The sequence below is a fragment of the Paenibacillus sp. FSL L8-0663 genome (assembly GCF_038008125.1).
GTDB classification, from domain to species: Bacteria; Bacillota; Bacilli; order Paenibacillales; family Paenibacillaceae; genus Paenibacillus; species Paenibacillus polymyxa_D.
In genome coordinates this window covers 5,301,769-5,327,546 of record NZ_JBBOYM010000001.1, presented here as the reverse complement: position 1 = coordinate 5,327,546, position 25,778 = coordinate 5,301,769, and the positions used below count along the sequence as shown (strand labels likewise).

The following is a 25,778-nucleotide window of genomic DNA, read 5'->3' as shown; positions in this document are numbered from 1 at the left end:
CCTATCTTTGTGATCGGTTATTTTCAAACTGTAATGAAATTTTACATCACAAGCTTTCATGAGTAAAATGCATATAAAGAATATAATCTATTCCGTTTATCTATGGGAGAAGGTGTAGCTTTGGATATCCGACATTTACAATATTTTTTGGAAGTCGCGCGGTTGCGTAGCTTTACAAAGGCAGCCCAGAGCATGTTTATTACCCAGCCGACGATCAGTAAGACGATTAAAAGTCTAGAAGATGAACTGGGGGTCGCTTTGTTCGACCGAATTGGCAAAAGAATCGAATTGACGGACGCGGGAAAGGTCATTGAGCTTCAGGCACAAGCAATTGTAAAGTCCTTTCAGAGCCTGTCCTCGGAGCTGAGTGATTTGATGAACCTGAAAAAGGGACATATCCGTATTGGCCTGCCCCCTATGGTCGGATCGAGCTTTTTTCCGCGTGTCATTGGAGAATTCCATAAGGCATATCCTGATGTGACCATTCAATTATTTGAGGACGGGGCGAAGAAAGTGGAACGGGACGTAGAAGCCGGGGCATTGGATATCGGGGTGATCGTGCTGCCCGCAGTTGGAGATATGTTTGAGACATTTCTGTTTGTGGAGGAAAAGCTGAATTTGCTCGTTCATCCTACGCATGCATTGGCAGAGTGCAAGGAGGTACCGTTATCTGCGTTGGCGGAGGAGGCATTTGTACTGTTTCGTGAGGATTTTACGCTGCATGACCGTATCATTGCGGAATGTGTTCGTGCCGGCTTTCAGCCGCGTGTAGTGTACGAAAGCTCACAATGGGATCTGATTAGCGAAATGGTTGCTGCAAACCTGGGAGTAGCTCTGTTGCCGGAGGCCATTTGCCGAGATCTGGATTCTGAGCGCTTGCGTGTTCTTCCATTGGTAGACCCCGTCATTCCTTGGCATTTGGGGATGATTTGGCGGAACGATCGCTACCTGTCCTTTGCCGCCAGAGAATGGATATCGTTCACACAGCAATTGTTGCGGACGGAATAGGGCGGGAAGTAGTCAGTCCGCGAGAAGGTGAGTACGATGCAGAATAAAAAAGCTGCCCTGAGGGGCAGCGATGTAGCTTGCTTCTATGAGTGTGTTTGGTTTATTGCACGCTTGGTGTGAAGGTACTTGTCCATAATACGGTCAAGTCTGGAGGATTTGTCCAATACACGTTCATCTTTTAATCCGTGTAAGTCAGCCATGCGATTCAGTTCACGGCGTTCTTTTTCCATGAGTTTTTCCAATTGTTCGAGGTTCACAAAGCCCACCCCCCATGTCGATTGTAAGGCATGTCTCCACTAGCGGCAGAAGTTTTTTTGATAACGATGTTATTTCCATTTTACCACTTTTTATTAACAATAATCCAGCTTTCCTGACATTTAGCGACTAATATCTATGGTTTTGCCAGTTCTACCCGATTGCGTCCTGATCGTTTAGCTTCATACAATGCCTCGTCTGCTTTTTCCAATAAACGCCTCGATGCAATAACAGGAGAGCTGCCTGCCCCGATGGATACGGTTAAGGAGAGTATGGTTCCGTCATTCAAGAGAAAACATTCATTTTCCACAGCTTTCCGAATCTTCTCGGCAAAGTTTGCCGCCTTTTCGGTATCACAGTCTCCGAGTAGAATTGCGAATTCCTCTCCGCCCTTACGGGAGGGATATGCTCTTGTTGTAGATTCCCGATTTAACAAAATTCCCAGTTGGCTTAAGACTGCGTCTCCGTTCAAATGGCCGTACGTATCATTAATTTTTTTAAAGTGGTCAATATCTAGCATCACAAGTCCAAAGGGTTTTTTTGTAGTTTTGGAAGCATGAAGTACCTCTTCGAACAGCGCATCAAAAGCACGCGGACTGTATAGCCCGGTTAAATGATCGCGGTTCGCAGCCTCTTCCAGCAGGTGAATAGCCCGTTCTGTTTTTTTGATATGGGACATCATAAAATAAGTGAACAAGCCGCCAAGAATCTTCACGGTTGTGATCATTATTATAGATTCTAAGTTGGGTGGATCATCCACAAAAAAAGCAGATAACAGCGACACAACAACAGCCCCAAGCACGGCTGACATCCATTTGCCGAGGGCTAGCTTTTTTTCTCGAATAAAGATAAGTGAAAGGACTAGTGTCATGAAGCAATTAACCGTAACAGTCAGAGTAATATCCGTCCATCCCCCTGTGATGTAAATACGATACAGGATGACGATCAGGGTGGTCAGCAGACCGGATACCGATCCTCCTATATAAACAGATATGATAATCGCCAATTGGCGGAGATCAACCACAAAGTGCCCACGGATCCATAAACCGGTCATCATTAACAGAATGCTAAACACGCCCAGCATTAAACCGTTTAATATCTGATGAATGAGTGCATGATTTGTCAGGTAACGTTCATATTTCCGGGAAAATAAATTTCCGAAGAATAAGAAGCTCGTTAATAACGCAAAATTGTTAATTAATTCTTTTAACATATCCCTATCCTTTATGCTGTAATGAGAGTTGTAGTATCGTGGGGAATAAAGCAAAAGGCCTCGTTTCTATATTTCGGTAAAAAGTAGGCGTGAGTGAATACCAATCGACCATTAAACGATTCTTCTGTCCCTTACGTTTCGTTTATCTACGTGGTACAGTGAAAGGACTATGACCGGAACGGGTGATCGTATGAAGGAACCAATTCACATATCGGTGCGTCCACTTGTGGAATATGTGCATCGGAGCGGCAGCATTCATAGCGGCTTTCGATCGAATAGCAGTATGCTCGAAGGAACTCGCGTGCATCAGGTTATCCAGAAAGGTTACAAGGAGCATGACCGCAAAGAGGTACATTTACGTACAGAAATTCAGTATAAGGACGAATTGTTTATCATTGAAGGCCGCTGTGACGGACTGATTGAGCTGGATGGCGTATGGACGGTCGATGAAATTAAATCGATCTCTTTGCCTCTCGAAGATATTCAGGGTGACGGTCAACCCGTACACTGGGCGCAAGCATTTCTGTATGCCTATATGATTGCTCGTGAGGAACAACATCATTCCATGCAGGTCCAGCTTACTTATGTGCAGGCACACAGTGAAGACATTCGCCGATTTAGGCGCGAGCTATCCTTTACTGAGATGGAAGCTTTCGCGCAGAAGATGATTGCTGGTTATGCACCGTATGCATTCCTGCTGAGAGCACATGCGGAAAAGCGGGATGCCAGCATTGCTATGTTGAATTTTCCCTTTGACACGTATCGTTCGGGTCAGCGAACGCTCGCGGGTTCGGTGTACAAGACGATTGCCGAAGGGGTTAACCTGTTTGCCAAAGCGCCTACGGGTATCGGTAAAACGGTATCCACTTTGTTTCCCGCGATCAAGGCGATCGGTGAGGGGCAGGTTAGGCGAGTATATTATGTAACGGCTCGTACCACCACTCGGGCAGCAGCCGAAGAAGCTTATGCCAGAATGCAGGCCCAAGGGCTGCACATGCATGTGGTGACTTTGACTGCGAAGGATAAAATTTGCTTTAAGGATGAAAATGATTGTGACGCTGGATCATGCAGCATGTGCGAGGGCTACTACGACCGGATCAACGGTGCGGTATCCGATATTTTGGCGAATGAGACGTTAATGACTCGATCGGTGATTGAGCGTTATGCGCGCAAGCATAAGGTTTGTCCCTTTGAATTTTCGCTGGATGTGGCGTATGCCTCGGATGGTATAATCAGTGATTATAATTATGTTTTCGATCCACGGATTTCTCTGAAAAGATTGCTGGAGGAGCACAAGCGAAAAGGTGTCGTACTGGTGGATGAGGCGCATAATCTGGTAGAACGCGGCCGGGACATGTTTTCGGCGGAAATTTTGAAATCTTCTTTTTTGGAACTGAAACGAGAATTTAAGCTGCTAAGCTCGGAGATTGCTGCGGCTGCGAGTGCAGTGAACGCACATATGATTACGCTGCGCAAGCAATATGCAGACACAGGAAAAGCAGTGGAGACAGTAGCGCCGCAAGAGGTGCTGGAGCTGCTGGTGCCTTTTGTGGAAGCTGCTGAACGTGAACTGGTAACGGGGAGTAGTACAAGTCGCGCAAGCAGTGAAAGTACGGCCTACGCATTGCTTCTGGATACGTATTTTACTGCTCAGAATATGCTGCGGATTGCTGCTTTATATGATGAACGGTACGTTACTTATGTGGAAGCAGGGCGCAGTGAAGTGAGGGTCAAGCTGTTCTGCCTCGATCCTTCTCACTTGCTGGGACAAGCTATTAAGGGCTACCGCTCAGCCATTTATTTTTCCGCGACGTTGACACCGCTTGCTTATTATCGGGACATGCTCGGAGCAAACGAGGAAGATTATACGTTACAGGTTCCTTCCCCTTTCCATCAGGAGCAATGGGATGTACGTCTGCTGCCGCTCTCCATCCGTTATCGGGATCGCGAGCGTTCCAAAGGGGCGATTGCGGATATGCTGGCTGCATTGGTTGTGGAACGGAAAGGAAATATGCTTGTGTTTTTCCCGTCCTATCCATACCTGCGTGAGGTATATGAGGAGTTCATGCTTCGGGACGTGTCCGCAAATACGTTGGTACAAAGTCCGGGGATGACCGAACCAGAGCGGGATCGATTCCTAGAGGCCTTCCAGCCTGGGCAAGAGCACACCTTGCTTGGCTTTGCCGTATTGGGTGGTGTGTTTGCTGAAGGTGTTGATTTACCCGGGGATCGCTTAAATGGGGTAGTCGTCGTCGGCGTTGGCTTGCCGCAAATTGGAGCAGAGCGAGATGTGCTGCGGGATTACTTTTCGGAACAGGGACGGAATGGTTTCAACTATGCGTATGTATATCCAGGGATGAACAAGGTTCTTCAGGCAGGTGGCAGGCTTATCCGCACAGAGCACGACGAAGGATTGTTGGTCCTGGTAGATGATCGTTTTGCCAAGGAACCGTATGCTTCTTTGCTGCCAGATGAATGGAAAAGCTACCGTCTGACGGAACAAGCGGGATTAAGGAAGGAATGGATAGACTATGAACTTTAATTTTCATAATGACTCCATACGCGGGGTGCTGCGTAGCTTTGGACATGAGGATGCCGAAGTAGATAATATAGAGACTTTTGTGACATTTGCGCGCTTGGCTAACGGTATTTTCAGAGAAATGGATACAGATTTGACCAAGTTGGGGGCTTCTCAGGGTCGGATTATCGTGCTTAGCCTGTTGCATTGCCACTCGCCGCATCGCATGACACCATCGGAGTTAGCGGAAAAAGCGGATGTCACGCGTGGGACCATGACGGGACTGATCGACGGATTAGAGCGAGATGGCATGATTGAACGTGTGGCTCATGAGAGTGACGGACGGATGGTGACTGTCGGATTAAAAGAGGCAGGACGAGAGCTATTAAGTAAGATAGTCCCTTATTATACGAAGCTGATTCGGTCGTGTATGTCTGAGTTTACGCCGCAGGATCATCAGATGATGAAGGGTTTGCTGGGGAAAATGAAAGGCGGTTTTGAGCGGTCCTTGCCGAAATGCTGAATTCCTGATATAGGGAATAAGGAATAGGAGAGAGAACATGTTCTTTTATACAGATGAGGTCTATGAAGACCGTGATTTTGGATCAATGGATGCCAGAGAAGGTGAGTGGAAAAATTGCGAGTTTACCCGATGTCGCTTTCGGGGTGTGGAGATGAATGAGTCCCTTGTGGAAGGCTGTACTTTTGTGGACTGTGATTTTACCGGGGCCATTCTGAATGCATCTCACTACAAGGAGTCGGCTTTTACCAATTGTTTGTTCACCAGCGCCAATCTGTTTGTAGTCCGGTTTGATAACTGCAAGCTGGTAGGTTCAGATTTTGCGGGGGCGAATATGGATGGTATCACAATTACGGGCGGAGATTGGTCTTATACGAATTTGCGTCATGCAGATTTAAGAAAACAAGATTTGCGAAGAATACGATTCAAGGAAGCCGACTTATCCGAATGCAATTTGGAAAAAGCAGATTTGCGAGAGGCTGATCTTAGCCGGGTAAGACTGCACAAAGCCCATCTTCAAGGAACAGACCTGCGCGGTGCGAAGATGGATGGCGTGAATTTTAAAGATCTGGACATCACCGGAGCCAAGTTGGATATCGAGCAGGCAGTAGCGGTGGCTCGCTCCTATGGAGCCAAGGTAGAAGGCTAAAAAGCACGGGATACCGATGCTGGTTTTGATCTGGAGTACCCCGTGCGGGTGAAATGGACGGTTGATTCGAAATTGAAGGACTTAATCTTTAGTGGATGCCGGCAGTAGTGGAATTGCTGCTTCCGGGTTCTGGTTTGGCAAATGATCAATTCCCACAGGCTCTAGAGGCTGCTGTGGAACCGTCCAGTTGCGCGCGATATCTACGGCAGTTCGCTGTTCCAGCAAGCGTTTGGCTACTTCATAACATTGATCGACATGCCGATTGCCAATGGTTCGCATAGCAGTAAAGCCAATTGCCGCGGCTAGCCCTTGCCCCAGAAGGGGAACAAACTTGCTAACCTGCTTGGTAGCGATCCGAATGCCCATCTTTTGCAAAATCTGCACGATAACTTCACGGGTGATGAGTCGCCCAATCAGCTTGCTGCCAATCGAAGTGATAAAACCATACACCATGGATTTGGTTTCTGCGTCCAGACCTTCCAGCTGCTTCTCAGATAATCCGAACTTTCCATTAATGGCTGGCAGTAGCTGCATCAAAATGCCAACATCAGCAAGAACGTCAGCCCCTGGAACTGGAACTAATACCGCTCCACCCGAAGCCGCAGCTCTTTTTGTCACCATGGATTTACACTCTTTACGGATCTGCTCCAACTCTTCTATTGTTTGGGCTGTCATATGCATCTCTCCTTCATACGCTTCCGATTAGGACCCATGATTCTACCCTGTTATTACACACATTTCTACCTATCTTAAGCATGGCGCAAGCAAAAAATCCCTGATTCACGCACTATCGCACATTTACTCCTGTGAAGCGATCAGGCATAATGAAGGGTGGTTGCCGATAAGAACAAGCCTGCTTACGGGGATAAAGGAAGGAAGAGACAGATGAGTCAGACAAACGTTTATTTTAATCATGATGGTGGAGTGGATGATCTAGTATCCCTTTTTATGCTGCTTCAGATGGAGCAGGTTCATTTGACCGGAGTATCGGTGATTCCAGCAGATGGTTATCTGGAGCCTGCGACGGATGCCAGCCGTAAAATTATTGATCGTTTTGGACAAAATAAAGGGCCTGTGGAAGTCGCAAAGTCTAATTCACGCGGTAAAAATCCGTTTCCTGCCGCTTGGCGTTTACATTCCTTCTATGTGGATGCATTACCCGTACTGAATGAATCGGGGCGTATGGAAGCACCGCTTTCATCCCTGCCAGCTCATCAGCATCTGATCGAAAAGGTACGCGGAGCTGAAGGTAAGACGCTGTTGCTATTCACTGGACCGCTAACCGATCTGGCGCGAGCGCTGGATGAAGCACCGGATATTGAAGCAAAGATTGAAAAGCTGGTATGGATGGGCGGCACCTTTGAAAAAGGGAATGTGGAAGAGCCGGAGCATGACGGCACAGCAGAGTGGAATGTATTCTGGGACCCAGAAGCGGCATATCGGGTGTGGCAAAGCGGCATCACGATTGATCTGGTAGCGCTGGAAAGCACAAGCAAAGTACCATTAACTCCAGCAGTACGCAATCGTTGGGCTGCCGAGCGCCGATATGAGGGCGTGGATTTCCTAGGCAACTGCTACGCGGGATGTCCGCCGCTCGTCTATAGCGAAACGAACTCAACCTACTACTTGTGGGATGTACTGACCACTGCATCCGTAGGACGCCCGGACATTGTCAAGAAAAAGACGGTGCATTGCAGCGTGATCGCAGAAGGGCCAAGTCAGGGCAGAACGGTGGAACAGGCGGATGGACGTCCTGTGAATCTGGTGTATGATACAGACCCGGAAGCCTTCTTTACGTATATGGCGGATTTGGCCAAGCTGGCTGCTCCCAAACGTTACTAAGTCTGGAAATGTACAGACGTGCGGCATAGGGCGATAATACTGCCTAGTGAGACGTACCCATAACATAAAGCCCGTGAACGTTATGCGTCACGGGCTTCTATTACATGATATACCATATCATCACTAGCTAATTTCAGTTTTAGGCTGACTCCTGGTATGTTTTCAGGGTGAATTGGAGCGTTATCTCCGTCCCGCTACCAGGTTCACTCCTCCCTGTCATCTTACCCTTCATTCGTTTTAATAGATGTTTGGTAATCTGCCAACCCAAGCCTGGATTACCATATGAGGGGGAGTACCCACGGTCATGTTCAAGCCACAATTTCAATTTATTCGGAGATATACCGATTCCAGTATCCTTCACCTTTAATTCCAGTTCAACCTCAGGTGCATCGGTCACAGATCGGGTGTTTGCAGATAAAGTGACGGTTCCTGTGTTTGTAAACTTCACTGCATTATCTACCAAATTAATCAACATACGGCGAATTTTAGCCTCATCCCCGATAAAAATAGGCGAGCTGGTGAGATTCCAGTCAAGCTTCAACTCTAGATTCCGCTGTGCGGCTACCTCTGTATACAGACTCAATACATTTTCCATCATCGTTCTCAGATCAAACGGATCTTCAATATCATCGATCTGCCTGGACTCTATATTGCTGTAATCCAAAATATTACTCAACAACGTCATAAGCGAGCGACTGCTCGACTCCATGATGCTCATATATTGCTGTTGTTCCTCTGTTAACTCTGTCGTCAGCATGAGGTCGGTGGCTCCCCATATTTCGGTTAGCGAAAACCGAATTTTATTACTCAGGGAAGAGATCAAATCCAGCTTGCTCAGGGCAGAGATCTCAGCATCTATCTTTTCTTTCTCCAGTTCCACCACATAACCCAGAAATACAGCCATAGCCTGTAGGGCCTTCAGTTCGGATTCTGTCAAATGTACAGATGGTGCGTCCAAGATACAAATGGTTCCGTAAGCCTGACCATTTTTCATGCGAATAGGGATTCCTGTAAATGAGTGGTTTCCGATAGTTTTAGTCACATCTAAGTCGCATGTGTGCGGGTGAATAGTCGTTTCTGAAATCGTGAGGTGATCCGCAGGATGATCCAACACCAGACTGCAATAGCTAAGCTCAAAAGGGAGCACATCCCCTTTCTTAACGAGTATCTCTTCCCGGTTAAATGAATCAACGATTACATTCGTAATCCCATCATTAGCGGTAATAAAAATGGTGTTTACATGTAAAATATCACTCAACACATCAATGACGTGCGCGGTAGCCTCTTGAATACTATTATAAAAACCTGTAGGTGAAGTAGTCATGTATCTCCAATCCTGATGCAAAGTGGTGGTTATCCAAAAACTTTAGCAGTTTGTGTATCCCATTCTCGATCCTCTGAATGTGCTTTTGGAGCGTATTGTTAATTATACATGATTATTTCATTATAAACCGATCTTTCTACTTCCATTTACCTATTCGCTTGCGCAAACCTTCATTTTTTAGGTCTAATGCTAGCCTTTCTGGGAAGGTTTTTGTTTGTATTATTACACATTCACGAAAATATATGATTATTTTCATTCTATTTTCATAAATTCATATGTAATCTCATGATATGAAAATTGTGTAATAAAATAGGAGGATAGAACCAGTAATATCATGTAAATATTCTATATAATAGGTTCAGAGGTGGAATTATGAATAGACAAGAAGCCCTAGAACACTTCCTTAAGACCTATGCAGAAGATGTATTGAACCAGAAATTACATCAGGCAGCGTCTTTGTATGAACAAAGAAAAGATGAGCTCATCTCTTCTTTTATTCAATCCTTTCAATCGATCTGCCTGCAAGCCCATTCTTCAGAAGTGGCCAAGACAAGGATCGGATACATTACTTATTCTATGAGGCGCACGTATCTGGTGGATCGCAACTATAACTATGTCGTCGAAGCCTATGATAAAAATTGGTTCTTTGATCCTCAACCTTGTTATGGAATCTATGATGCAGGCTGGGCATTCAGCTTTTTAGCAGAATTGGAGGATGAATTGAATCAGCTTCGAAAACCTTATATGAACAAGATTTTTCAGCCTGATGTGGAGCGATTTGTACTCCAGGCTGCAGGGGAATTTCATCAATATATTCTGAAATTAGCGAAAGATGCTATTCAGCAGGTTGTACATTTACCTGAATTCAAGGCCTTGAAATGTGAGGACGATTTGGAAGTAAGAATAGGGGAGTATAAAGGAATCAGTGAGGTGGTGTATTCAAGAGCTTATGGAGTACTACATGATTCAACAGGATAATCGTATTACGGAGTATATGTATCCAGTAGGGACGAATCGCCGGCAGTTATTGGAATGGGCAGAAAGCTCATCATGTGCCGATGAAGAATCTATTTTACAATTTTATGTATCAGGTGATGCGGACTATATTGATTTTATAGAGCATCCGTTACCCATCGTTTCGGAACAACTAAAGGAAATCTTTGATATATATCAAGCCGGATTAAGCTGGAAGTTAGTTGTTTTTGCCGATATGCAGCGAATGCAGCAAACAAGGTATTGGCTGGCAAATCCGCCTAGCCTGATGTGTTTATCACCACGCAGTGAATATCATAGGGACGGTACACTGAAGAAAATCATTTTAGATGAATATGCAGTCGAGAATCATAAAATATTCAGGGTTCAGGGTGCCAATCATCATATCATTGTAGACCTCGATGTGGCTGAATGTATTTTGAAGTTCAATCTGGCAGGCTTGAAATTACAAAAGGTCGATACAGAGGGGCCATCTATACAAAGGAGAGTCTAAGAATGAGTGAGAGCTATGTAGTGGATGGGGCACAGATACATTGCAGCTATGGAAGTCATACAGGAAGATTTAGTGTTTCAGCTAACAGGGGAATTAGTATTGGTGACAAACTACAAGGGAATATTCAGGATTTTCACCCGCAGACGCATATCCCTTCTTTCGGAATGTGTCGTAGTATGCATAATCCTGCAGTCTCTTCTGCTAACAAAGGGAATTCCGGGAAAATCATTCCGCAGTCCTGCAAACCGAGCGTTTCTATGCCTTGGTTGAATGGAAAAAAGGATGTATACGTAGATCAATCTCCGGCTCTGATGAGCTGCTCCACGAACTTATGCATGTGGTGTGGAAAAATCTCGTTCACCACAGACGGGCAGGAATAGTTAACAGATTGTAGGATTTGCATCACATGAAAAGCAACCGGGGGGAGTAAGATGGGACTGGCAGGAACTGTGCTGACTTATGGAAATATTAAAGTAAATGCACCGTATGAGATTATCAGGCTGCTTGATTTTGAATTGACACAGAAGATAAATGAGCACGGCAAGGTGTACATTACTGCTCTCATACCGGATGAGGACCATGCGAAGTATGACGGTTTAGCACATGATGAGGATGTGCTAGAGGTATATGAGATGGATGAAGACCGAGGGACAGTTAGCATCTTTAAAGGAATCGTCACCAATATTAGAATTGCATTCAAAAATGGCGTATATCACATGTACATCGAGGCTGCCTCTTTTACATATCTGATGGATCAACAAAGGAAAAACCGTTCGTTTCAAAACGGCAAATTGACATATTATCAACTATTCCGCGAACTCATAGATGCCTATCCACATGGGGATTTTATTGACCTGACGGACAGCAATCAAAAGTTAGATGGCTTTACTATTCAGTATGGGGAGAGTGACTGGGAGTTTCTGAAAAGAATGGCTTCTCATCTACAAACTGGACTGATTGCCGAGATTACGTCCGTGTTCCCGAGACTATGGTTAGGTGCCTCAAAAGAACAGGTGAAAGGTGAACTGCGCAGCATTAACTTTTCCCTCCAAAAAACAAAGTCAGGCCCCCGGTATACATATGCTGAAGTGGAGGATACGAAGCGTTTTGAACTTGGAGATGTCGTCGTGTTTCGACGAAAGCATTGGGTTATTGATCAAATTCATGCAGAGATGAAGCAAGGTATTATGACATATGACTATGTTCTCGTTCCTGAAGAGGGTATTCCGAGGGAGGTCATACATAATCAGTTTATTAAAGGTACCTCTATTGAAGGGAAAGTTATTGATTTAAATAGTGAAAACGAATCCGTTAAACTTCATCTGTCCGTGGATTCCATGCAGTCCAAAGTTGAAGGGTGCTGGTTTTCTTACCCCACTATGTATACCGGAGATGGGATCGGTTGGCATTGCATGCCTGAGCTGGGGGATCATGTCCATTTGTATTTTCCATCTAACAAAGAAAAGGAGGCTCGTGTAGTTCAATCCCTGCGTAAGAGAGACTACAAAGGAGATGAAATCAGTCAACCGTCAAGAAAGCTATTTCATACCAAAACACAAAAAGTGGCGAGATTCGATGATAAGGAATTAGCCCTCTCCACCCAGAAAGATAAGATACTGGTACGCTTAAACCCTGCATCTGGTATTCATGTGTACAGCCATCACGATCTCACCTTTCACGCCGATACAGACCTAGTGCTGCATGGCAAAAAGGTACAGATGACCGCTACTCGCGAAATATCTCTGACGTGCAAAACTAGCTATATCCGAACCGATGGAGCACTTCATATCAAGGCTAGTAAGTTCATGAAAAATCAGGTACCTGATGCCGAACTGAAAGCTTATAAATCCCTGATTCAAGAATTGAAGGGAAAAGGGTATCCGCAATGGGTGCAGAATTTGCTGCTTCAATTTAAAACGGACTACTACAAAGCCGTGGCAGCCGGGGACAAAAAGGGGGCCAAGGAAGCAGCGGCCAAGGCCAAGCAATTGCGTCAGCAGGTGGCAGAAATAGATCGTATGCCTGCCTGGGCCAGAGCGCAAATGCATGAATACACGTCCCAGTGGTGGGAAGCGCATGGAGCCAACGACAAAGCCAAGCAAAAGCAGATGCATCTTCTCGCGAACCAACTGCGTGACAACGTGCTAATCAACGAGCTGATTCGTGGTCATTCAGCCAAATCCTATCTGGATGCGAATCGGCTGGAGGAGCTGTCCGGACAATACGCAGATGCGGCCCATAAGCTGACCATCGCCGATCAAAGGGCTATTGCTAAGGAAGCGGCTGCCCTGCGTAGTAAGTATGGCGTGAACAGCCTGCTTGCCAGAGATAATTTGAACAAGCTTGCCAAGAAGTATCCAGACAGCTTCTCGTACAAGCTACCAACTACAGGCGATTGGGATAAGGAGCTCAACGCCGCTTTGCATGATTTTGCGAAAAAATACGGCCTGGAAAATAAGGGATATGGTCGTGATGTGCTCGCAGTGTACCTGCATCAAGTAGCCAATGGCATTCTTCCATGGCCTAAGGTTAATAAGGCTGCAACGCCAACAGTTCCAGCAACGACAACAACGAAAACGGAACCGGGCAAGAAGCCGCCGACTACTCCTGAAAAGCCAACGCAGGAGGAACCAAAGCCTACTCCATCCAACAGTTCTGCCGAGGAAAAAAGGAAAGCAATTGTAGAATTCGCTAAGAAGTTTTTAGGCAAGATTCCTTACTGTATGGATACTAAAATTACAACGATGAAGCTGGACCCCAACAATCCACCTATTTATATGGACTGTTCTGATTTTAGTTCCTCGGTGTACTTTACCATATTAAATGTGCGTATAGGCGGTACTACAAGCGATCAAATCCATCGGGGAACAGAGGTTGACTACAAAGCTTTACGATCCAGTGGGGATTATAAAAATTTGAAGTTAGGTGATTTAATCTTATTTGATTGGGGGAGTGGGGGGAAAACCAAATTCAAAGTAGATCATGTAGGAATATATGTGGGAGATGGAAAGTTCATTCACGAGCATGGTAATGCACAAACTCTTGCTGAAATGAAAAAGGACCTCAAGCCATCTCATAATGTAACAATAGATAAATTAAACACAAATTGGGGAAAAGGTTATGGTCTTATATATTCAAACGTTATCGCAATTAGACGTATTATACAAGATGATGGCTCAATAATTAACAAATAAGAAAATAAGAAAATAAGTAGTAGCTTAAAACATCATAATAATATTTGATTCCAAGGTATTCTCAGGAGAAAATAGTGCTGCCCCGTTTAGCAAGGTAGGCTTTATTGAGAACGGAATAGGGAGTGGTAAGAAAGTGAATTTTATAAAAATCATATTGATTGTTACTTTTGTAGCCATTATATCGGCATGTAGTGGGTTTAAAGGAGAGGAAGCTTTCTCGTCTCCTCACCCCCAAGAAATATCATCACACAGGGTCACACAAGATAATAGAAATGTTACTGAAAAAGAAGCACGGTGGCTTTTAAATGGAGAAGAAGACCCATATCCGACTCAATTTTTGACCAATTTAGATGATCCTACAGGGAAGACCTATATACGAATCGATGACTTGGTAGATGCGATGCAAACTAAAGAAGAGCGAATAAAATATCGCGGCTCCCAAGTAACTGTCAGTAGAGTATCAAATGATGGAAGTCGAATGGCGATCGTAAGGACAATCTCTGATGTGGAAGAAGGGGGCGAAAAACACATTCTTGAGGTATATGATCTGAACTCAGGAAAAAAAGAGTCCGAGTTTGAACTGCCTTCAACGTCTTACCCTGTAGTCTCTCCTGATTTAAGTAAATATCTTTATGAGTTGAATGGGCAAGTGTATTTATATGATGCAGTAAAGAGGAAAACGACAAAAATAGACATTGGGAAACGTAAAATAGATTTAGGTATCATTAGTTCAGGATTATTTTCTCCAGATGGCACTAGATTCTGTTTTGAGGAAAATGACCAACCAGGCATCATTATGCTGAATCTGTCCGGTATTAGTGGAATAAAACGTTTACTTACAGGGTCTATGGTTTCGCTTTTGCAATGGGATCAAGAAGATAAATTAATTTATACAATTTCTGAAGAGGACGACAATTACACAAAAGATGTCTATTCATTTGATATAGAGAGCGGAGAAAAAAGGTGGATAACTAAAAGTACGGCACCATTTATACTATCCCCTGATCAAAAATTGGCGCTGTCCGCAGAATACGAAGCATCAAAAATGTATCTGGTTCATCTGAGCGATGGAAGAAAGGAGGATATATCCTCTTTTACTAAAAACCAAGGAATACGCACGGCTCCAATACAGTGGATCGAAGCAAAAACCAATTATATGAAGTATAGCAACAAGGTTAAAGTGAAAAGAATTACTGCCTCTTCTACGCTACCTGATCAGGGTATTCGTTCTTTTAATGTGGACAATTTAACGGATGGAAATTATTCAACCTCTTGGTGTGAAGGAACCAAGGGGGGCGGAGTAGGGGAAACGGTAACTATAGATTTGGGTTCAACTCAAGAGATGAGAGGTATAGATATAACCGATAACTTCATGTGGGTTAATAATAAGTATTTAGACGTAAGTAAAATCAAAAAAATGAAACTTGATTTTTCGAATGGGCAATCTGAAGTGTTTGAGGGCAGTGGGGCACGTTTCAAATTTGATGAACCTATACGGACTTCTTTCGTTAAGATTACCATCCTGGAAGTGAAAAAAGGCGCGGACTTCCCAAATACATGTATAGGTGAGCTGAAGTTATTGTGATGAACAGTAGAAAACGGAAAAAAACTGCAGTATGGATAAGTAAAATTACGTTATTGGTCATGATCTTTTCCATGCTATGCGGGTGTATACAATCGAATGAGGGGCAAAAAGTAGGACAGGAGCGGAATGAAACTTATGCTTCTGTCTCTCAGTCCAAGAAACCTCCTCCAACAAAAAGGGCTGTAAATTGGTTGCTTTTTGAAGCGGAAAATGGAAACATGCCTGTGGATTATCTCGCTGATATGGATGATCCTACAGGCAATACCTATATTGGTTTAGATGACATTATAGGTAAATTACATGCAAGTGAAGGTGAAGCGTATCCTGAAAATGAGTTGTATCTGGCTGGTTTCTCGGATGATGGCAAACATATCGCTTTATGTAGAGAATCGCAGGATTTGGATTATTTAATCATTAAAATCTTTGATCTGTCTACCACAAAGAAAATAACTGAATTTAAGGTGCCGAATAGGGACTACGCCGTTATGTCTCCTGACTTTCGGAAGTGTGTTTACACAGAGGATGCTGCCTATTTTTATTATATAAATCAGATGCAGAAAACGAAAGCATTAGGACATTTAAACGATGGCCACTATCTCGTTCTTCCCGTGTTCTCACCTGACAGTAACCAATTTGCCCTTGTCAATAGTAACCATAATATATTGATCTATGACTTGTCCAAGAACAAGCTAATCCAACAAATCAAGTCAGGATTAGACGGCATACAGATTGAACAGTGGCTTTATAACGATAATTTACTGCTCTCTTCTTACGATCTTGATAAGACGTATTTGCTCAATATCAGAACAGGAGAGAAGAGGTTATTAATGAAAGCCACAAACTCTCCTGTTATAACCTCGGATAATCACAGGGTTGCTTATTTGAACTCGAAGGGTGAAATGCAACAACGAGACATCCCAACAGGTCTGCCTATAAAATACTCCAATGTGTTCCACAGGATAGGCTATAACGTGTCCCCTACACAATGGATACAAACAACAACGGATTTAATGAAATATCGAAAAAGTATCCCGGCACGGAAAATCATTGCCTCTTCTACACTTCCAGACCAAGCAGGAAATTCCTATGCTGCCCAAAACATCATGGACGGAGATGCGAGTACAGCCTGGTGTGAAGGAGTTAAAGGAAACGGGATCGGGGAGTGGATCAAAATTGATTTCGGCTCTATGCAAGAACTGAAGGGGTTTGAGCTTATTAATGGTTTAGCTAAGTCATCCAAAGCTTTCCAAGCAAATAATAGAGTTAAACGAATGAAACTAGAGTTTTCAAACGGGCAGACCATGATGATAGATAATGATTTTATAAGCAACGAATTTCTTGATAAGCCTATTCATACTTCATTCGTGAAAATAACGATTGAGACCGTAGAGCGAGGAACTAAATATCACGATACCTGTATGTCGGAGATACGATTCTTCTAGCATTTCTAACAAAGGAGAAGACATATGAAATGGAAAGAACCAACGTTTGGTGCAACCCCTATGTTGAAAGCTTTAACAACCGCTAATGCGCACAGGAAGGCACAGGCTTTTGATCTTGCAGCAGAACAGAAAAAACAAAAACTAAATTACCCCGACTGGGCCCACACCTGGCTGCGTAAATACAAAGAAGATTGGTATATTGCACAAGCCAATGGTGACGAGGTTGGTATGCGTAAAGCGCAGAAGCTGGCAGAAGGACTTCGTAGCAAGCTCCGCGAAATGGCTACGTTCCCCAAATGGGCTCAAGAGCAAATGCAAAAAGAAACCGTTCGTTGGATGACTGCGGAGGCAAGTGGAGATATCAGGGAAAGGCTGGCTGCTGAGGAGGCGGGACGAGCTATTCGCGAGAAGCTAGGTTTGATCGATACGAGTACTAAAGCATCACCACCATCTGATGATACTAAGAAGAAAGAAGAAGTTAAACCTCCAAATACGCCAAAAACGGACGGGATTGAAACAGGAAAAGGTGATAAAAGCAGTTTTGGATCTGTTGCTGAATTCAAAAAGAAGTATGGTGACGTTATTAAAAAACTAGGAGCAGAGTTAAACGTCGATCCTAACTTACTTGGAGCCGTTATTCTTGTTGAATCAGGAGGCTCAGGTTTTAGAAATGGCAAGTTAGTAATAAGATTTGAAGTGCATCATTTTGTAGAGCATCCAACTTCATTGTTTACATTTTTAGATAAACCAAAAAAACATTGGAAGGAGCATAGATATCGAGAAAGTGTTGAAATGAAGTGGAAAGAAGTGCACACTAATCAGAGCAGTGAATATGCTACTCTGAATTTTGCCATCACTCAGAATGAAAAAAAAGCTTATGCTTCTATAAGTATGGGATTGGGGCAAATATTGGGCTCTAATTATAAAATGGCGGGATACAGTTCTGCTAAAGATATGTTTCTGGCATTCAGTTCTGGGCATGAAGAGCAGATAAAAGGGTTCTCCAGATATATAAAAAACTCTAAAAATCTACTTAGTTCTTTACAAACAAATGATTTAAGACGCTTTGTACGTGGATATAACGGACCAGCAAAAGTAGATGATTACACAAAAAAGCTAAAATCAAATACTGACTTGTATAAGAATAGTTAATATATATGTTTAAATGAAGAGCTCAAGGGGGCAAGTGCATGTATAGAGTGTTTATCTTCATAATTGTTATATCCAGCTTTTTAAATGGGCTTAAGGCTATGGGATTATATTCAGCTATTCCTCAAGAGACTGCAACCTTAACTAAACCGATGCAAAGTTCTATAACGCGTAACAACGTAAATAGTAATATCAAAAAACTAAACACAGATAAGTATACCATTAACGAGGAGCAGTCTTTTCAAACTACTCTTGAGGGCTTTGGGAAAGTACGGTTTGTATCGACTAAAACAAAAAAAGATGAAATTCCTAAAAACTTCTTTTTTCTATTAGATGACCGAGAACGAGTTGTATATTCATTTCCTGATTTATATGGGAATGAATGGTGGTATGCTGATGAAGGCATAGAAGCGGTGGCCTTCAAGGATCTAAATAAGGATGGATTAAAAGACGTTATCATTATCGCTTATTATGAAACGGGGTCTGGACCAGATGGTGCAAAACCATTCCCTATAGCGGACATTTATTTTCAGAAAAAAAATAAAACTTTTACCACAATTCCTGCATTAGATGAGACCCTTAACGATAAGGGACATAATCAAACTATTAACGATGTCATTCAATACGTAAGCAAACAACGGATAAACGTAAACTAACCGACAAAAGGGAGCGGTAACATGGGATATCCAATCATCAAGTATAATGGAACGGTTTTATCTCTTAAAAATCCAAAAGTTAAAGTTGTACAGAAAATGAATGAGCATGTGAAAGTCTTTTTGACAGGTGTGTTAACGGGTGCCCAAATGGAAGAGTACACAGATCATATGGAAGCAGGGGCGAAGTTAGTCGTTTCTTATGTGAATGATGATCAAAAGCAGAGTGTATTATTTAGGGGATTAGTCACGCAGTTCAGAATCAAGTTGGTGTCCAATGTAGCCTATTTGGTCGTCGAGGCCCTCTCCTATACAAGCCAGCTGGATGAAGTGCTTCATAGACAATCCTTTCAAAATGTGAAGATGAAGGTGCAGGCATTACTTGAACATGTACTCAAATCCTATCCCAAAGCCAATTGTACGAGCCGCTTAAAAGATCAGCTTTTACAGGAATTTACGATGCAATACGACGAAACGGACTGGTCGTTTCTAAAACGTATAGCGTCTCGGCTTGGTTGGGGACTAATACCTGATCCGATTGGTGAAAAACCTCAGTTTTATTTTGGATTGCCGGATGGCGTCAATCAGCCTGAGCTCAGGCAGTATAACTACTCCATGACGAGAAAAACCAAACCAGGAGCCAGCAAGGATGACAATCTTTTATATTATAAAGTGCAAACGACAGGGGCTAGAGATGTCCTGCTGCAAATTGGGGGGGAGGTTAAATTTAAAGGGAAAGCATTATACGTCCTGCAATCGGTTGCGTTTATACGACATAGTGCTTTGTGGCATGAATATGTGCTGACTACAGCGGATGGAATGAAACAGGATTTGATTGTAAATGAAAGCATTCGTGGTATCTCGTTAAAATCGAAGGTTATTGGAATCGAGCAGGACCATGTGAAGGTTTTCTTTTATGAAATGGATAAGGTCAAGCCGAATGTCAAGGAAACCTACGCTTTCCCAACGGCTACATTTTATACATCGGAAGGGAATACAGGATGGTACTGCATGCCGGAGCTATTTGATTTTGTAGACATTTACTTTCCGACCGCTAAAGAAAAAGACGCTATTGTGACCCACTCGATCCGAAAGAGATCCAAAGGAGGTGACTTTATTAAGGACCCATCGACGAAAATCTTTATGACCAAGTACCGCAAAGCTATTATTTTTGAGAAAAATGAAATTTTAATCACTGGGAACGACGATGAAGTGGTGATTCGACTGCTGGATGACCATGGCATCGAATTGCGGAGTAAAAAGGACATCCGTGTTAAGGCTGATGGAAATTTGGTATTCAATGCGGGGAACACAATTCAGGTCACCGCGAAGGATGCTATCGGTTTAAAATGTAAAACGAGTCTGGTAGAAATGGATGGTAACATTAAAATGACTGGAGAAAAGATAAAGACGCAGTAAATAAAACTACCAAGAGAAGGGGAAAGCATGGCTAAAGTAACTACAGGAGCAATTGTCAATGAGAAAGCGCCGACCCAGGAAGATATGGTCCAAGAATGGAAACGTAAAATAAGCAAAGGCGAATATCCTTTTATTCATGTAACTCAGCATAGTACCAAAGGTGACGAGCGTTAAATATGTTTAGCAACAAGTAAATAAGGCTCCTAAGGAGCCTTCAGATTGTCGAGAAACCCCGTCATTTTGAGACGTGGGTTTCTTTTTTACATCATAATGCTTTGGTCTCTGGAGAAGCAGGGGGGGTTACCCCTGTTTCTCCAGGCGATCTAGGTGGATCGCCATCTTCTTCATGTTCTGCACGGCTGCCGTCATAAGGGCTTGTTCCCTGACGTTTGGAAGACCGCGCAAACGGCAATAGCGAAACCCATGGAGCTCTTTGGCATCCGCGAAGCTTCGCTCAATCGTCTCTTTTCGTTTGCGGTACAGCTTTTTACCAGATGGGCTCAGCCGGTTGCTCCGTACCCACTCTTTGCTGTCTTCCCAGACATGCCGAGTCACCACTTTGCGGTGGTTTCGAGACTGGGTACACTGACTTAGCAGTGGGCAATGCTGGCACTGAGCTGGGTCAGAGGCATACTGCCGGTATCCCTTACGGTCCGTCGTTCGGTAGGGCAGTTCCTGTTGGGCTGGGCATCTATACGCATTGCGTTTGGCATCGTATTCAAACTTCCATTTCGGAAACAGTCCTTGTCTGGGATGGAATCTTCGGTGAGCAATCACGGCAAAAATCTTTCGGTTCTGCAAACCTCGGCAAATCGGCGTTGTTAAATAACCTGAATCTAGTGCAACAGCTTCTACTTGAAAACCAAAACGTTCTCTTTGGCGATCCAAACGGGACAAATAGGGGACAGAATCATGTACATTCCCTGGTGTCACATGCACGTCCGTAATCAGATTGTACTTCATATCCACCGTGCGGTGGTCCAGATAGAAGAAGCCTTCGGGCTTGCCATCACGGATCATATAGCCGCTGTCCGGGTCTGTTTTGCTCACTTTAATTTCTTTTTCTTCGTTCACTTCCTCTCGGGATTTTAAGGCTTTTTTCCGTGGTTTCTCCGGTCATCCTTCACCGCTTCGTTCAGCTCGTCCATATAGTCTTTAGTATTCTGCAACACTTGTTCTTTGGTGTACTGGTGCCTGTTAGCATTGGCTTTGACGTGTGTGGAATCGGTGACGAGAACACGCCCACCCACCATTCGGTGAGAGATCGCCTGCAGCACAATTTCATCGAAGATATCTTGAAAGATCGTGGTGTCTTTAAAGCGAGTGCGACGATTCCAGCTAATCGTCGTATGGTCCGGAACTTTATCCGTTAAGCCCAACCCCAGAAACCAACGATAAGCTAGGTTCGTCTGAATTTCTCGCTCGAGTTGCCGTTCTGAGCGAATGCCATAGAAATAACCGAGAAAGATCATTTTAAACAATACGGTAGGATCAATGGCAGGACGCCCGTTGTCTGCACAATACAGTGGTCGAACTTTATCATCGATAAACGAAAAATCGATATACTTATCTACTTTGCGGAGCAAGTGATCTTGAGGAACCAGATCTTCGATGGAAACAAATTCGTAGGATTGTTGTTTTTCGCGGTTGGAGCGTAGCATATCAACACCATCCGTTCTACAATAGTTACCTATATTATACAACATTAACGCGGTGTCGTCTTAAACAAAATTAACATAAAATAGGCTGTCGAGACTTTCTCGACAGCCTGAAGGCTCCTAAGGAGCCTTATTTGAGTTTGATGATTATACCCTTTTAGCACTGTTATGTAGCCGTAAAGGTGAATTTTATTAACTACATTTGTCATTGCATACTCTTTAATAGTAAAAATTAAAAATGGTGTTCATCTGTGCAATTTTCCCCTAACATACAGTTACAAAGACCTATTCTACATAAACTATGTACTGTGACCAGATATACTGTATCCAATGACTTTATACTTATTTTTCCTCTCGGCTATATCGCTCGCAAAAAGGATGCACTATAATTATACTACTTCTTAATTTGGGAAAAATTAGACTTTAATATAGATTACAAATATGTTGAGAGTGAAATGCTCGATGAGTATCCCTTTTCAGGAAGAAGGGGTCTTGTATTTGGGGACTTCACTGTCGATAAACCAATCTGGCCCGGAGACGTCAATCACTTCTTTGGTTTTATAATTATAGTAGATGGTAATTTTGTTGTCTTCGTGGCCTTTAATGTACCCATATAGATAGAGCCTGGAGTGGACAGCAGGATCATCCACAGCATAATCCTTTAATATGAAATCGGCATTATAGTGTTCTTTAATAAACTCCACACCGATGGGAGTGGCGACGTCTACTAATTCTTTTTTCTCTTTATCGGACAAGCTGGAACAACCTCCTGAATACATAATAATTAAAATAAGTGCCAGAATCAGTGGGATTTTTCTGTTCAAGTTACAATTCTCCTTTTCTGGTAATCACCTTTTTTCATAACTCTATAATATATTTACACAATAGACAAGGTGGGAATAACTTGACCTACATTAACGATAAAACATACTGGACCATTGCGGATAGAGTTTATGACCGAGAGTTGACTGCCAAAGATTCTAAAAGCAGAATTCTTCCTGACTGGAAGATTGTTGAGCCTGAAGGAGCTATGCTGCATGATACGAACGGTTCTGGATTCGATGCGACTGTATTCCTTAACGAGAAGACCAATCAGGTGATCATCGGTTATAGGGGTACAGAACCTCCAGATCGCCCCAAATGGAGCGTGGCGATGGACTGGGGAACGGATATCAGCGATGTCGTCGGAGGACGCGCGAAAACGTTGGAAGAAGTCCATCAATATTATGAAAATAATAAGGCAGAGGTGGCTAAACTCCCACCACAAGTGCAAAGCGCATTTCTTCAATATGAGGAGAAGTACCAGAATAATCAATTTACACAAGCTGAGAATCTATATGATGTCGTAAAAAAACAGTATCCCTCTGCTGAAATAACGACCACAGGCCATTCTCTAGGAGGAGCGGAGGCAGAATATGTGGCGGTGCGGAACGGACTGACATCAGTCGCTTATAATCCACCAAGCATTGTGCATCTGTTACCGGATGATCTTCAAAGGAAGGTGGAAAATGGCGATTTTCGAAAGACGAATGTCGCTTATGTCAATCCGAAAGATACTATCGGTTCGGGAGCTAATGATGCACAGCCACATGTGGGTACAACCTACTTTATAGACAATGATTATAAGACAGCTAATAGAGCTAAAATCACTATTCCTGTTTCATTACCAGTCGAAAGAGAAAATAAGTGGGCTAACTTTTTTTGGGGGCCCAAATGGTCTCCCATTGTGTATGTCCCGATGACGTTGCCTATGATGCAGCAAGATCCGATTACAAAGTTCTATAATTCGGTAATGGGAGAAGCGACACATAGCATGGATCATTTCACATTTGATGAAAACGGCAATATAATCAATCCACTGTACACGATGGACGGTCAATTGGTGGAAGGCAATCCACGGGTGCAGGCATACGAGCAGATGCTGGCCGCGCGAGCAGAGCTCAAGGAAGTCATGGGCGATCTGGTTGAACGCTATGGTGGACAAATGGGTGCCTTCGGGCAGTTTGCTGCTAATGCCCTAGGTGTGAATTTGATGGGAGCAGGCCAACAAAATGGCCGCGCTAATAGTGGAGCTTATTTTGTAGGCAACAAAAATGGGGGTACAATTCAATTAACACCTGAGGAGCTAAAGCATGCGGCTAATCAGATGCGTTCTAGCTTGCATGGATTTTCCAGTGATACCCGTGCGTCCATTCAGTTATTTCAGGCTCATATCGGGACAAGTGAAAGTCAGTCTTTGACCCCGCTTGCGCATAGTGCTACGGCGACACTGGATCGGATTAATCGCTGGTATCAGGAATCGATTACAGAGATAGCAGAATATATAGATCGTAAGGGCCAGGAATTTACGATGGTGGATCAATAAGAAAGAGCAGCTGGAAGAACACAACGGGAGGCGAAAGAGATGAGCAGAATATCTTTGAGCCTGGGGGATCTGCGTAGGGCTGTTCAGCAATGCGAGCAGCTAAAGCAAAGACTTCAGCATCAGGAGCAGCAGATGAAAAATATATATGGTAGGCTGCATGAATGGCGGGGAGAATCAGCTGCTGAATTAACACGTAAAATGGAGACGTTTCTCCAAGGTACAACTGTACGAATACAGGAATTGGACGATCATAAAGAGCAGTTGAAACGTTATATTCGCAAAATGGAAGAAGCTGATCGGCGTGAGGAGAGACGCAAACGGGCTGCACAATGGTGATACAGGCGGACTGCAATAGTTAGGAGAACATCATGAAAGATCAAAATGCATTTGTCATTTTACTTATATTGAATATCGTTTATGGCTTAACGCTATTTGCCTATCCGGCCATGCTGATGGTGGTCGCATTTCCTTTCGATGCACCAACAGCTGGAGATTATCTCAGCAATTATATTTTTGCCTATGTCATAATGAGCTACCCGATAGGAATATTCATATCATGGAGCTGTTGGTATTTTTATCATCGTTATGCTTTTAAGAGGGCGTATATCATAGCTAACTTTATGCTGCTGTGGCCGGCTACTCTTGTAGAGTCCTCGTGGATTCAATCGGCTTTTTCTTGAAGGGGTTCCCATCTGGCCAGTCAGCTACATAACATAAAAAACCGTACAATCGCTAGGGGACTCCTGCGGGGTACGGTTAAATGCATTTAAGTAAAAGCTACATATATAGTAGAAGGAAAAAAATTTCCTCTGGAATGACGACGATAAAACCCTTGGCCAGAGATTTACCGGAGTCTACTTTAAAATTACCCTGTGGGCGAATATAGCAGCGTTCGGAAGCTTGAAGATGAGTTAAAAAAGGTGTAAAAATGTTGAAAAGCTACAAAGTTCGACATATTGTTCGCTTTTTCGCATCATATGTGTTTGGATTAGGGATTTTTGTTTGCTATTTATCGTATATTTATGTATAATCTATCGTGTTGAAAGATTGATTGTACGTAATATGCTGATGAGGGTGGGTTCATGACGCTGCTCGACAGTAACGAAAGCAAGAAGCGGATGTGCCAGATTTACAATGAAGTTTCAAAGGAACTGTTCGGCTTCGGGACCACGCTGCTGCGGGCCACCGTTGAGAACAACATTGTTACCTTTGTGGCGAAGCACCGGCGTTCTCCACGCTCGGCGGCATTGGAAGTGGAAGCCCCCGGCTTGAAGCTGGAAGTGGATTTCCGAATGTCCATGCTGTACAAGAAGAGACTTCGCGAGAAGCTGATTGAGGATATGGAGCTCGATATAGATGCTTTACTGCGTGATTATGATTCAGCAACGCAGTGGGCTATTACGAACATCATTCTGAAGGAATCCTAATAAAATTGGATATTCGGCTTTTCGCTTCGGATCTATCTGAGGGGAGAACCTGTTATAACGCGCAGCGGGAT

The 25,778-nt window shown here is 43.6% G+C and carries 25 protein-coding genes; 19 read left to right on the top strand and 6 right to left on the bottom strand.

The window, feature by feature from the left end; translation table 11 throughout:
- Positions 1-120 precede the first annotated feature (120 nt).
- Positions 121-1,008 (top strand): cidABC operon transcriptional activator CidR, encoded by an 888-nt coding sequence (cidR, locus tag MKY75_RS23615; RefSeq protein WP_328801165.1) that lies wholly within the window; start codon positions 121-123, stop codon positions 1,006-1,008.
- A gap of 83 nt (positions 1,009-1,091) precedes the next feature.
- Here cidR and MKY75_RS23610 read toward each other — a convergent pair whose 3' ends face one another.
- Entirely contained in the window at positions 1,092-1,265 is a 174-nt protein-coding gene (locus MKY75_RS23610; RefSeq protein WP_013312483.1) for an aspartyl-phosphate phosphatase Spo0E family protein, read from the bottom strand.
- A gap of 134 nt (positions 1,266-1,399) precedes the next feature.
- On the bottom strand, positions 1,400-2,476 hold the full coding sequence (locus tag MKY75_RS23605) for a GGDEF domain-containing protein (RefSeq protein ID WP_029518651.1): 1,077 nt from the start codon (positions 2,474-2,476) through the stop codon (positions 1,400-1,402).
- Positions 2,477-2,645: 169 nt separating this feature from the next.
- Here MKY75_RS23605 and MKY75_RS23600 point away from each other — a divergent pair, with 169 nt between their 5' ends.
- Genes MKY75_RS23600 through MKY75_RS23590 form a run of 3 tightly spaced genes read left to right on the top strand, consistent with a single transcriptional unit; the run spans position 2,646 to position 6,163 of the window.
- On the top strand, positions 2,646-5,018 hold the full coding sequence (locus MKY75_RS23600; RefSeq protein ID WP_340886734.1) for an ATP-dependent DNA helicase: 2,373 nt from the start codon (positions 2,646-2,648) through the stop codon (positions 5,016-5,018).
- Positions 5,008-5,517 carry a MarR family winged helix-turn-helix transcriptional regulator gene (locus MKY75_RS23595; protein WP_029518649.1) on the top strand — a complete coding sequence of 170 codons (510 nt, stop codon included), beginning with the start codon at positions 5,008-5,010 and terminating at the stop codon, positions 5,515-5,517. Before MKY75_RS23600 ends, MKY75_RS23595 begins: the two co-directional genes overlap by 11 nt.
- Before the next feature lie 37 nt (positions 5,518-5,554).
- Positions 5,555-6,163 (top strand): pentapeptide repeat-containing protein, encoded by a 609-nt coding sequence (locus MKY75_RS23590; RefSeq protein WP_340886731.1) that lies wholly within the window; start codon positions 5,555-5,557, stop codon positions 6,161-6,163.
- Positions 6,164-6,244: 81 nt separating this feature from the next.
- Here MKY75_RS23590 and MKY75_RS23585 read toward each other — a convergent pair whose 3' ends face one another.
- Positions 6,245-6,838: a hypothetical protein gene (locus MKY75_RS23585; protein WP_165145925.1), complete on the bottom strand. Its 594-nt coding sequence runs from the start codon at positions 6,836-6,838 to the stop codon at positions 6,245-6,247.
- A gap of 210 nt (positions 6,839-7,048) precedes the next feature.
- Here MKY75_RS23585 and MKY75_RS23580 point away from each other — a divergent pair, with 210 nt between their 5' ends.
- Positions 7,049-8,005, top strand: a complete 957-nt coding sequence (locus MKY75_RS23580) for a nucleoside hydrolase (RefSeq protein ID WP_013312477.1) — start codon at positions 7,049-7,051, stop codon at positions 8,003-8,005.
- Positions 8,006-8,144: 139 nt separating this feature from the next.
- Here the strand turns inward: MKY75_RS23580 and MKY75_RS23575 are convergent, their stop codons facing one another.
- A complete protein-coding gene (locus MKY75_RS23575) occupies positions 8,145-9,329 on the bottom strand; it encodes a GAF domain-containing sensor histidine kinase (protein WP_029518646.1) in 1,185 nt (394 codons plus the stop codon).
- Positions 9,330-9,701: 372 nt separating this feature from the next.
- Here MKY75_RS23575 and MKY75_RS23570 point away from each other — a divergent pair, with 372 nt between their 5' ends.
- From MKY75_RS23570 to MKY75_RS23525, 10 genes are all read left to right on the top strand, one after another.
- Positions 9,702-10,307, top strand: coding sequence for a hypothetical protein (locus MKY75_RS23570; RefSeq protein WP_029518645.1), 606 nt, complete (start codon positions 9,702-9,704; stop codon positions 10,305-10,307).
- Positions 10,291-10,815, top strand: coding sequence for a hypothetical protein (locus MKY75_RS23565; RefSeq protein WP_165145931.1), 525 nt, complete (start codon positions 10,291-10,293; stop codon positions 10,813-10,815). Before MKY75_RS23570 ends, MKY75_RS23565 begins: the two co-directional genes overlap by 17 nt.
- Positions 10,816-10,817: 2 nt before the next feature.
- Entirely contained in the window at positions 10,818-11,195 is a 378-nt protein-coding gene (locus MKY75_RS23560) for a DUF4280 domain-containing protein (RefSeq protein WP_029518643.1), read from the top strand.
- A 51-nt stretch (positions 11,196-11,246) separates the two neighbouring features.
- Positions 11,247-14,009, top strand: coding sequence for an NlpC/P60 family protein (locus tag MKY75_RS23555; RefSeq protein ID WP_340886729.1), 2,763 nt, complete (start codon positions 11,247-11,249; stop codon positions 14,007-14,009).
- A gap of 133 nt (positions 14,010-14,142) precedes the next feature.
- Positions 14,143-15,594, top strand: a complete 1,452-nt coding sequence (locus tag MKY75_RS23550; protein WP_340886726.1) for an NADase-type glycan-binding domain-containing protein — start codon at positions 14,143-14,145, stop codon at positions 15,592-15,594.
- 59 nt (positions 15,595-15,653) lie between these two features.
- Complete coding sequence (locus tag MKY75_RS23545) at positions 15,654-17,036, top strand: NADase-type glycan-binding domain-containing protein (protein ID WP_340886723.1); 1,383 nt, start codon at positions 15,654-15,656, stop codon at positions 17,034-17,036.
- A gap of 24 nt (positions 17,037-17,060) precedes the next feature.
- On the top strand, positions 17,061-18,188 hold the full coding sequence (locus tag MKY75_RS23540; protein ID WP_340886721.1) for an N-acetylmuramidase domain-containing protein: 1,128 nt from the start codon (positions 17,061-17,063) through the stop codon (positions 18,186-18,188).
- A 38-nt stretch (positions 18,189-18,226) separates the two neighbouring features.
- Positions 18,227-18,841, top strand: a complete 615-nt coding sequence (locus MKY75_RS23535; protein ID WP_340886718.1) for a hypothetical protein — start codon at positions 18,227-18,229, stop codon at positions 18,839-18,841.
- Positions 18,842-18,862: 21 nt separating this feature from the next.
- Positions 18,863-20,257 (top strand): contractile injection system protein, VgrG/Pvc8 family, encoded by a 1,395-nt coding sequence (locus MKY75_RS23530; RefSeq protein ID WP_340886716.1) that lies wholly within the window; start codon positions 18,863-18,865, stop codon positions 20,255-20,257.
- Positions 20,258-20,284: 27 nt separating this feature from the next.
- Positions 20,285-20,431 (top strand): hypothetical protein, encoded by a 147-nt coding sequence (locus MKY75_RS23525; protein ID WP_318627688.1) that lies wholly within the window; start codon positions 20,285-20,287, stop codon positions 20,429-20,431.
- Positions 20,432-20,557: 126 nt separating this feature from the next.
- On the opposite strand, the gene MKY75_RS23520 is transcribed toward MKY75_RS23525, so the two are convergent.
- Positions 20,558-21,918, bottom strand: a protein-coding gene (locus MKY75_RS23520; RefSeq protein ID WP_241113430.1) for an IS1182 family transposase whose coding sequence is annotated in 2 segments (ribosomal slippage) — positions 20,558-21,351 and positions 21,351-21,918 — 1,362 coding nt in all. Because the reading frame shifts where the segments join, the coding sequence is not laid out codon by codon here.
- Between the two features lie 473 nt (positions 21,919-22,391).
- Positions 22,392-22,739, bottom strand: coding sequence for a hypothetical protein (locus tag MKY75_RS23515; protein WP_318627980.1), 348 nt, complete (start codon positions 22,737-22,739; stop codon positions 22,392-22,394).
- A gap of 80 nt (positions 22,740-22,819) precedes the next feature.
- On the opposite strand from MKY75_RS23515, the gene MKY75_RS23510 reads away from it, so the two are divergent.
- The 4 genes from MKY75_RS23510 to MKY75_RS23495 all read left to right on the top strand — a co-directional run bounded on the left by MKY75_RS23510 (position 22,820) and on the right by MKY75_RS23495 (position 25,707).
- The gene (locus MKY75_RS23510) at positions 22,820-24,280 is read left to right on the top strand and encodes a lipase family protein (RefSeq protein WP_340886713.1); all 1,461 of its coding nucleotides are present in this window, start codon (positions 22,820-22,822) and stop codon (positions 24,278-24,280) included.
- 39 nt (positions 24,281-24,319) lie between these two features.
- Positions 24,320-24,616 carry a WXG100 family type VII secretion target gene (locus MKY75_RS23505; RefSeq protein ID WP_340886712.1) on the top strand — a complete coding sequence of 99 codons (297 nt, stop codon included), beginning with the start codon at positions 24,320-24,322 and terminating at the stop codon, positions 24,614-24,616.
- 32 nt (positions 24,617-24,648) lie between these two features.
- Positions 24,649-24,960: a hypothetical protein gene (locus MKY75_RS23500; protein WP_340886710.1), complete on the top strand. Its 312-nt coding sequence runs from the start codon at positions 24,649-24,651 to the stop codon at positions 24,958-24,960.
- A gap of 402 nt (positions 24,961-25,362) precedes the next feature.
- The gene (locus tag MKY75_RS23495) at positions 25,363-25,707 is read left to right on the top strand and encodes a hypothetical protein (RefSeq protein WP_029518631.1); all 345 of its coding nucleotides are present in this window, start codon (positions 25,363-25,365) and stop codon (positions 25,705-25,707) included.
- The last annotated feature ends 71 nt before the right edge of the window (positions 25,708-25,778 follow it).

Excerpts from the sequence above, each read along its gene's own strand:
- MKY75_RS23560 (WP_029518643.1), top strand. The coding sequence starts at position 10,818 with ATGAGTGAGAGCTATGTAGTGGATGGGGCACAGATACATTGCAGCTAT.
- MKY75_RS23500 (WP_340886710.1), top strand. The coding sequence starts at position 24,649 with ATGAAAGATCAAAATGCATTTGTCATTTTACTTATATTGAATATCGTT.
- MKY75_RS23555 (WP_340886729.1), top strand. The coding sequence starts at position 11,247 with ATGGGACTGGCAGGAACTGTGCTGACTTATGGAAATATTAAAGTAAAT.
- MKY75_RS23540 (WP_340886721.1), top strand. The coding sequence starts at position 17,061 with ATGAAATGGAAAGAACCAACGTTTGGTGCAACCCCTATGTTGAAAGCT.
- MKY75_RS23585 (WP_165145925.1), bottom strand. The coding sequence starts at position 6,838 with ATGACAGCCCAAACAATAGAAGAGTTGGAGCAGATCCGTAAAGAGTGT.
- MKY75_RS23505 (WP_340886712.1), top strand. The coding sequence starts at position 24,320 with ATGAGCAGAATATCTTTGAGCCTGGGGGATCTGCGTAGGGCTGTTCAG.
- MKY75_RS23575 (WP_029518646.1), bottom strand. The coding sequence starts at position 9,329 with ATGACTACTTCACCTACAGGTTTTTATAATAGTATTCAAGAGGCTACC.
- MKY75_RS23535 (WP_340886718.1), top strand. The coding sequence starts at position 18,227 with ATGTATAGAGTGTTTATCTTCATAATTGTTATATCCAGCTTTTTAAAT.
- MKY75_RS23495 (WP_029518631.1), top strand. The coding sequence starts at position 25,363 with ATGACGCTGCTCGACAGTAACGAAAGCAAGAAGCGGATGTGCCAGATT.
- MKY75_RS23530 (WP_340886716.1), top strand. The coding sequence starts at position 18,863 with ATGGGATATCCAATCATCAAGTATAATGGAACGGTTTTATCTCTTAAA.
- MKY75_RS23545 (WP_340886723.1), top strand. The coding sequence starts at position 15,654 with ATGATCTTTTCCATGCTATGCGGGTGTATACAATCGAATGAGGGGCAA.
- MKY75_RS23590 (WP_340886731.1), top strand. The coding sequence starts at position 5,555 with ATGTTCTTTTATACAGATGAGGTCTATGAAGACCGTGATTTTGGATCA.
- MKY75_RS23595 (WP_029518649.1), top strand. The coding sequence starts at position 5,008 with ATGAACTTTAATTTTCATAATGACTCCATACGCGGGGTGCTGCGTAGC.
- MKY75_RS23600 (WP_340886734.1), top strand. The coding sequence starts at position 2,646 with ATGACCGGAACGGGTGATCGTATGAAGGAACCAATTCACATATCGGTG.
- MKY75_RS23580 (WP_013312477.1), top strand. The coding sequence starts at position 7,049 with ATGAGTCAGACAAACGTTTATTTTAATCATGATGGTGGAGTGGATGAT.
- MKY75_RS23525 (WP_318627688.1), top strand. The coding sequence starts at position 20,285 with ATGGCTAAAGTAACTACAGGAGCAATTGTCAATGAGAAAGCGCCGACC.
- MKY75_RS23605 (WP_029518651.1), bottom strand. The coding sequence starts at position 2,476 with ATGTTAAAAGAATTAATTAACAATTTTGCGTTATTAACGAGCTTCTTA.
- MKY75_RS23565 (WP_165145931.1), top strand. The coding sequence starts at position 10,291 with ATGATTCAACAGGATAATCGTATTACGGAGTATATGTATCCAGTAGGG.
- MKY75_RS23570 (WP_029518645.1), top strand. The coding sequence starts at position 9,702 with ATGAATAGACAAGAAGCCCTAGAACACTTCCTTAAGACCTATGCAGAA.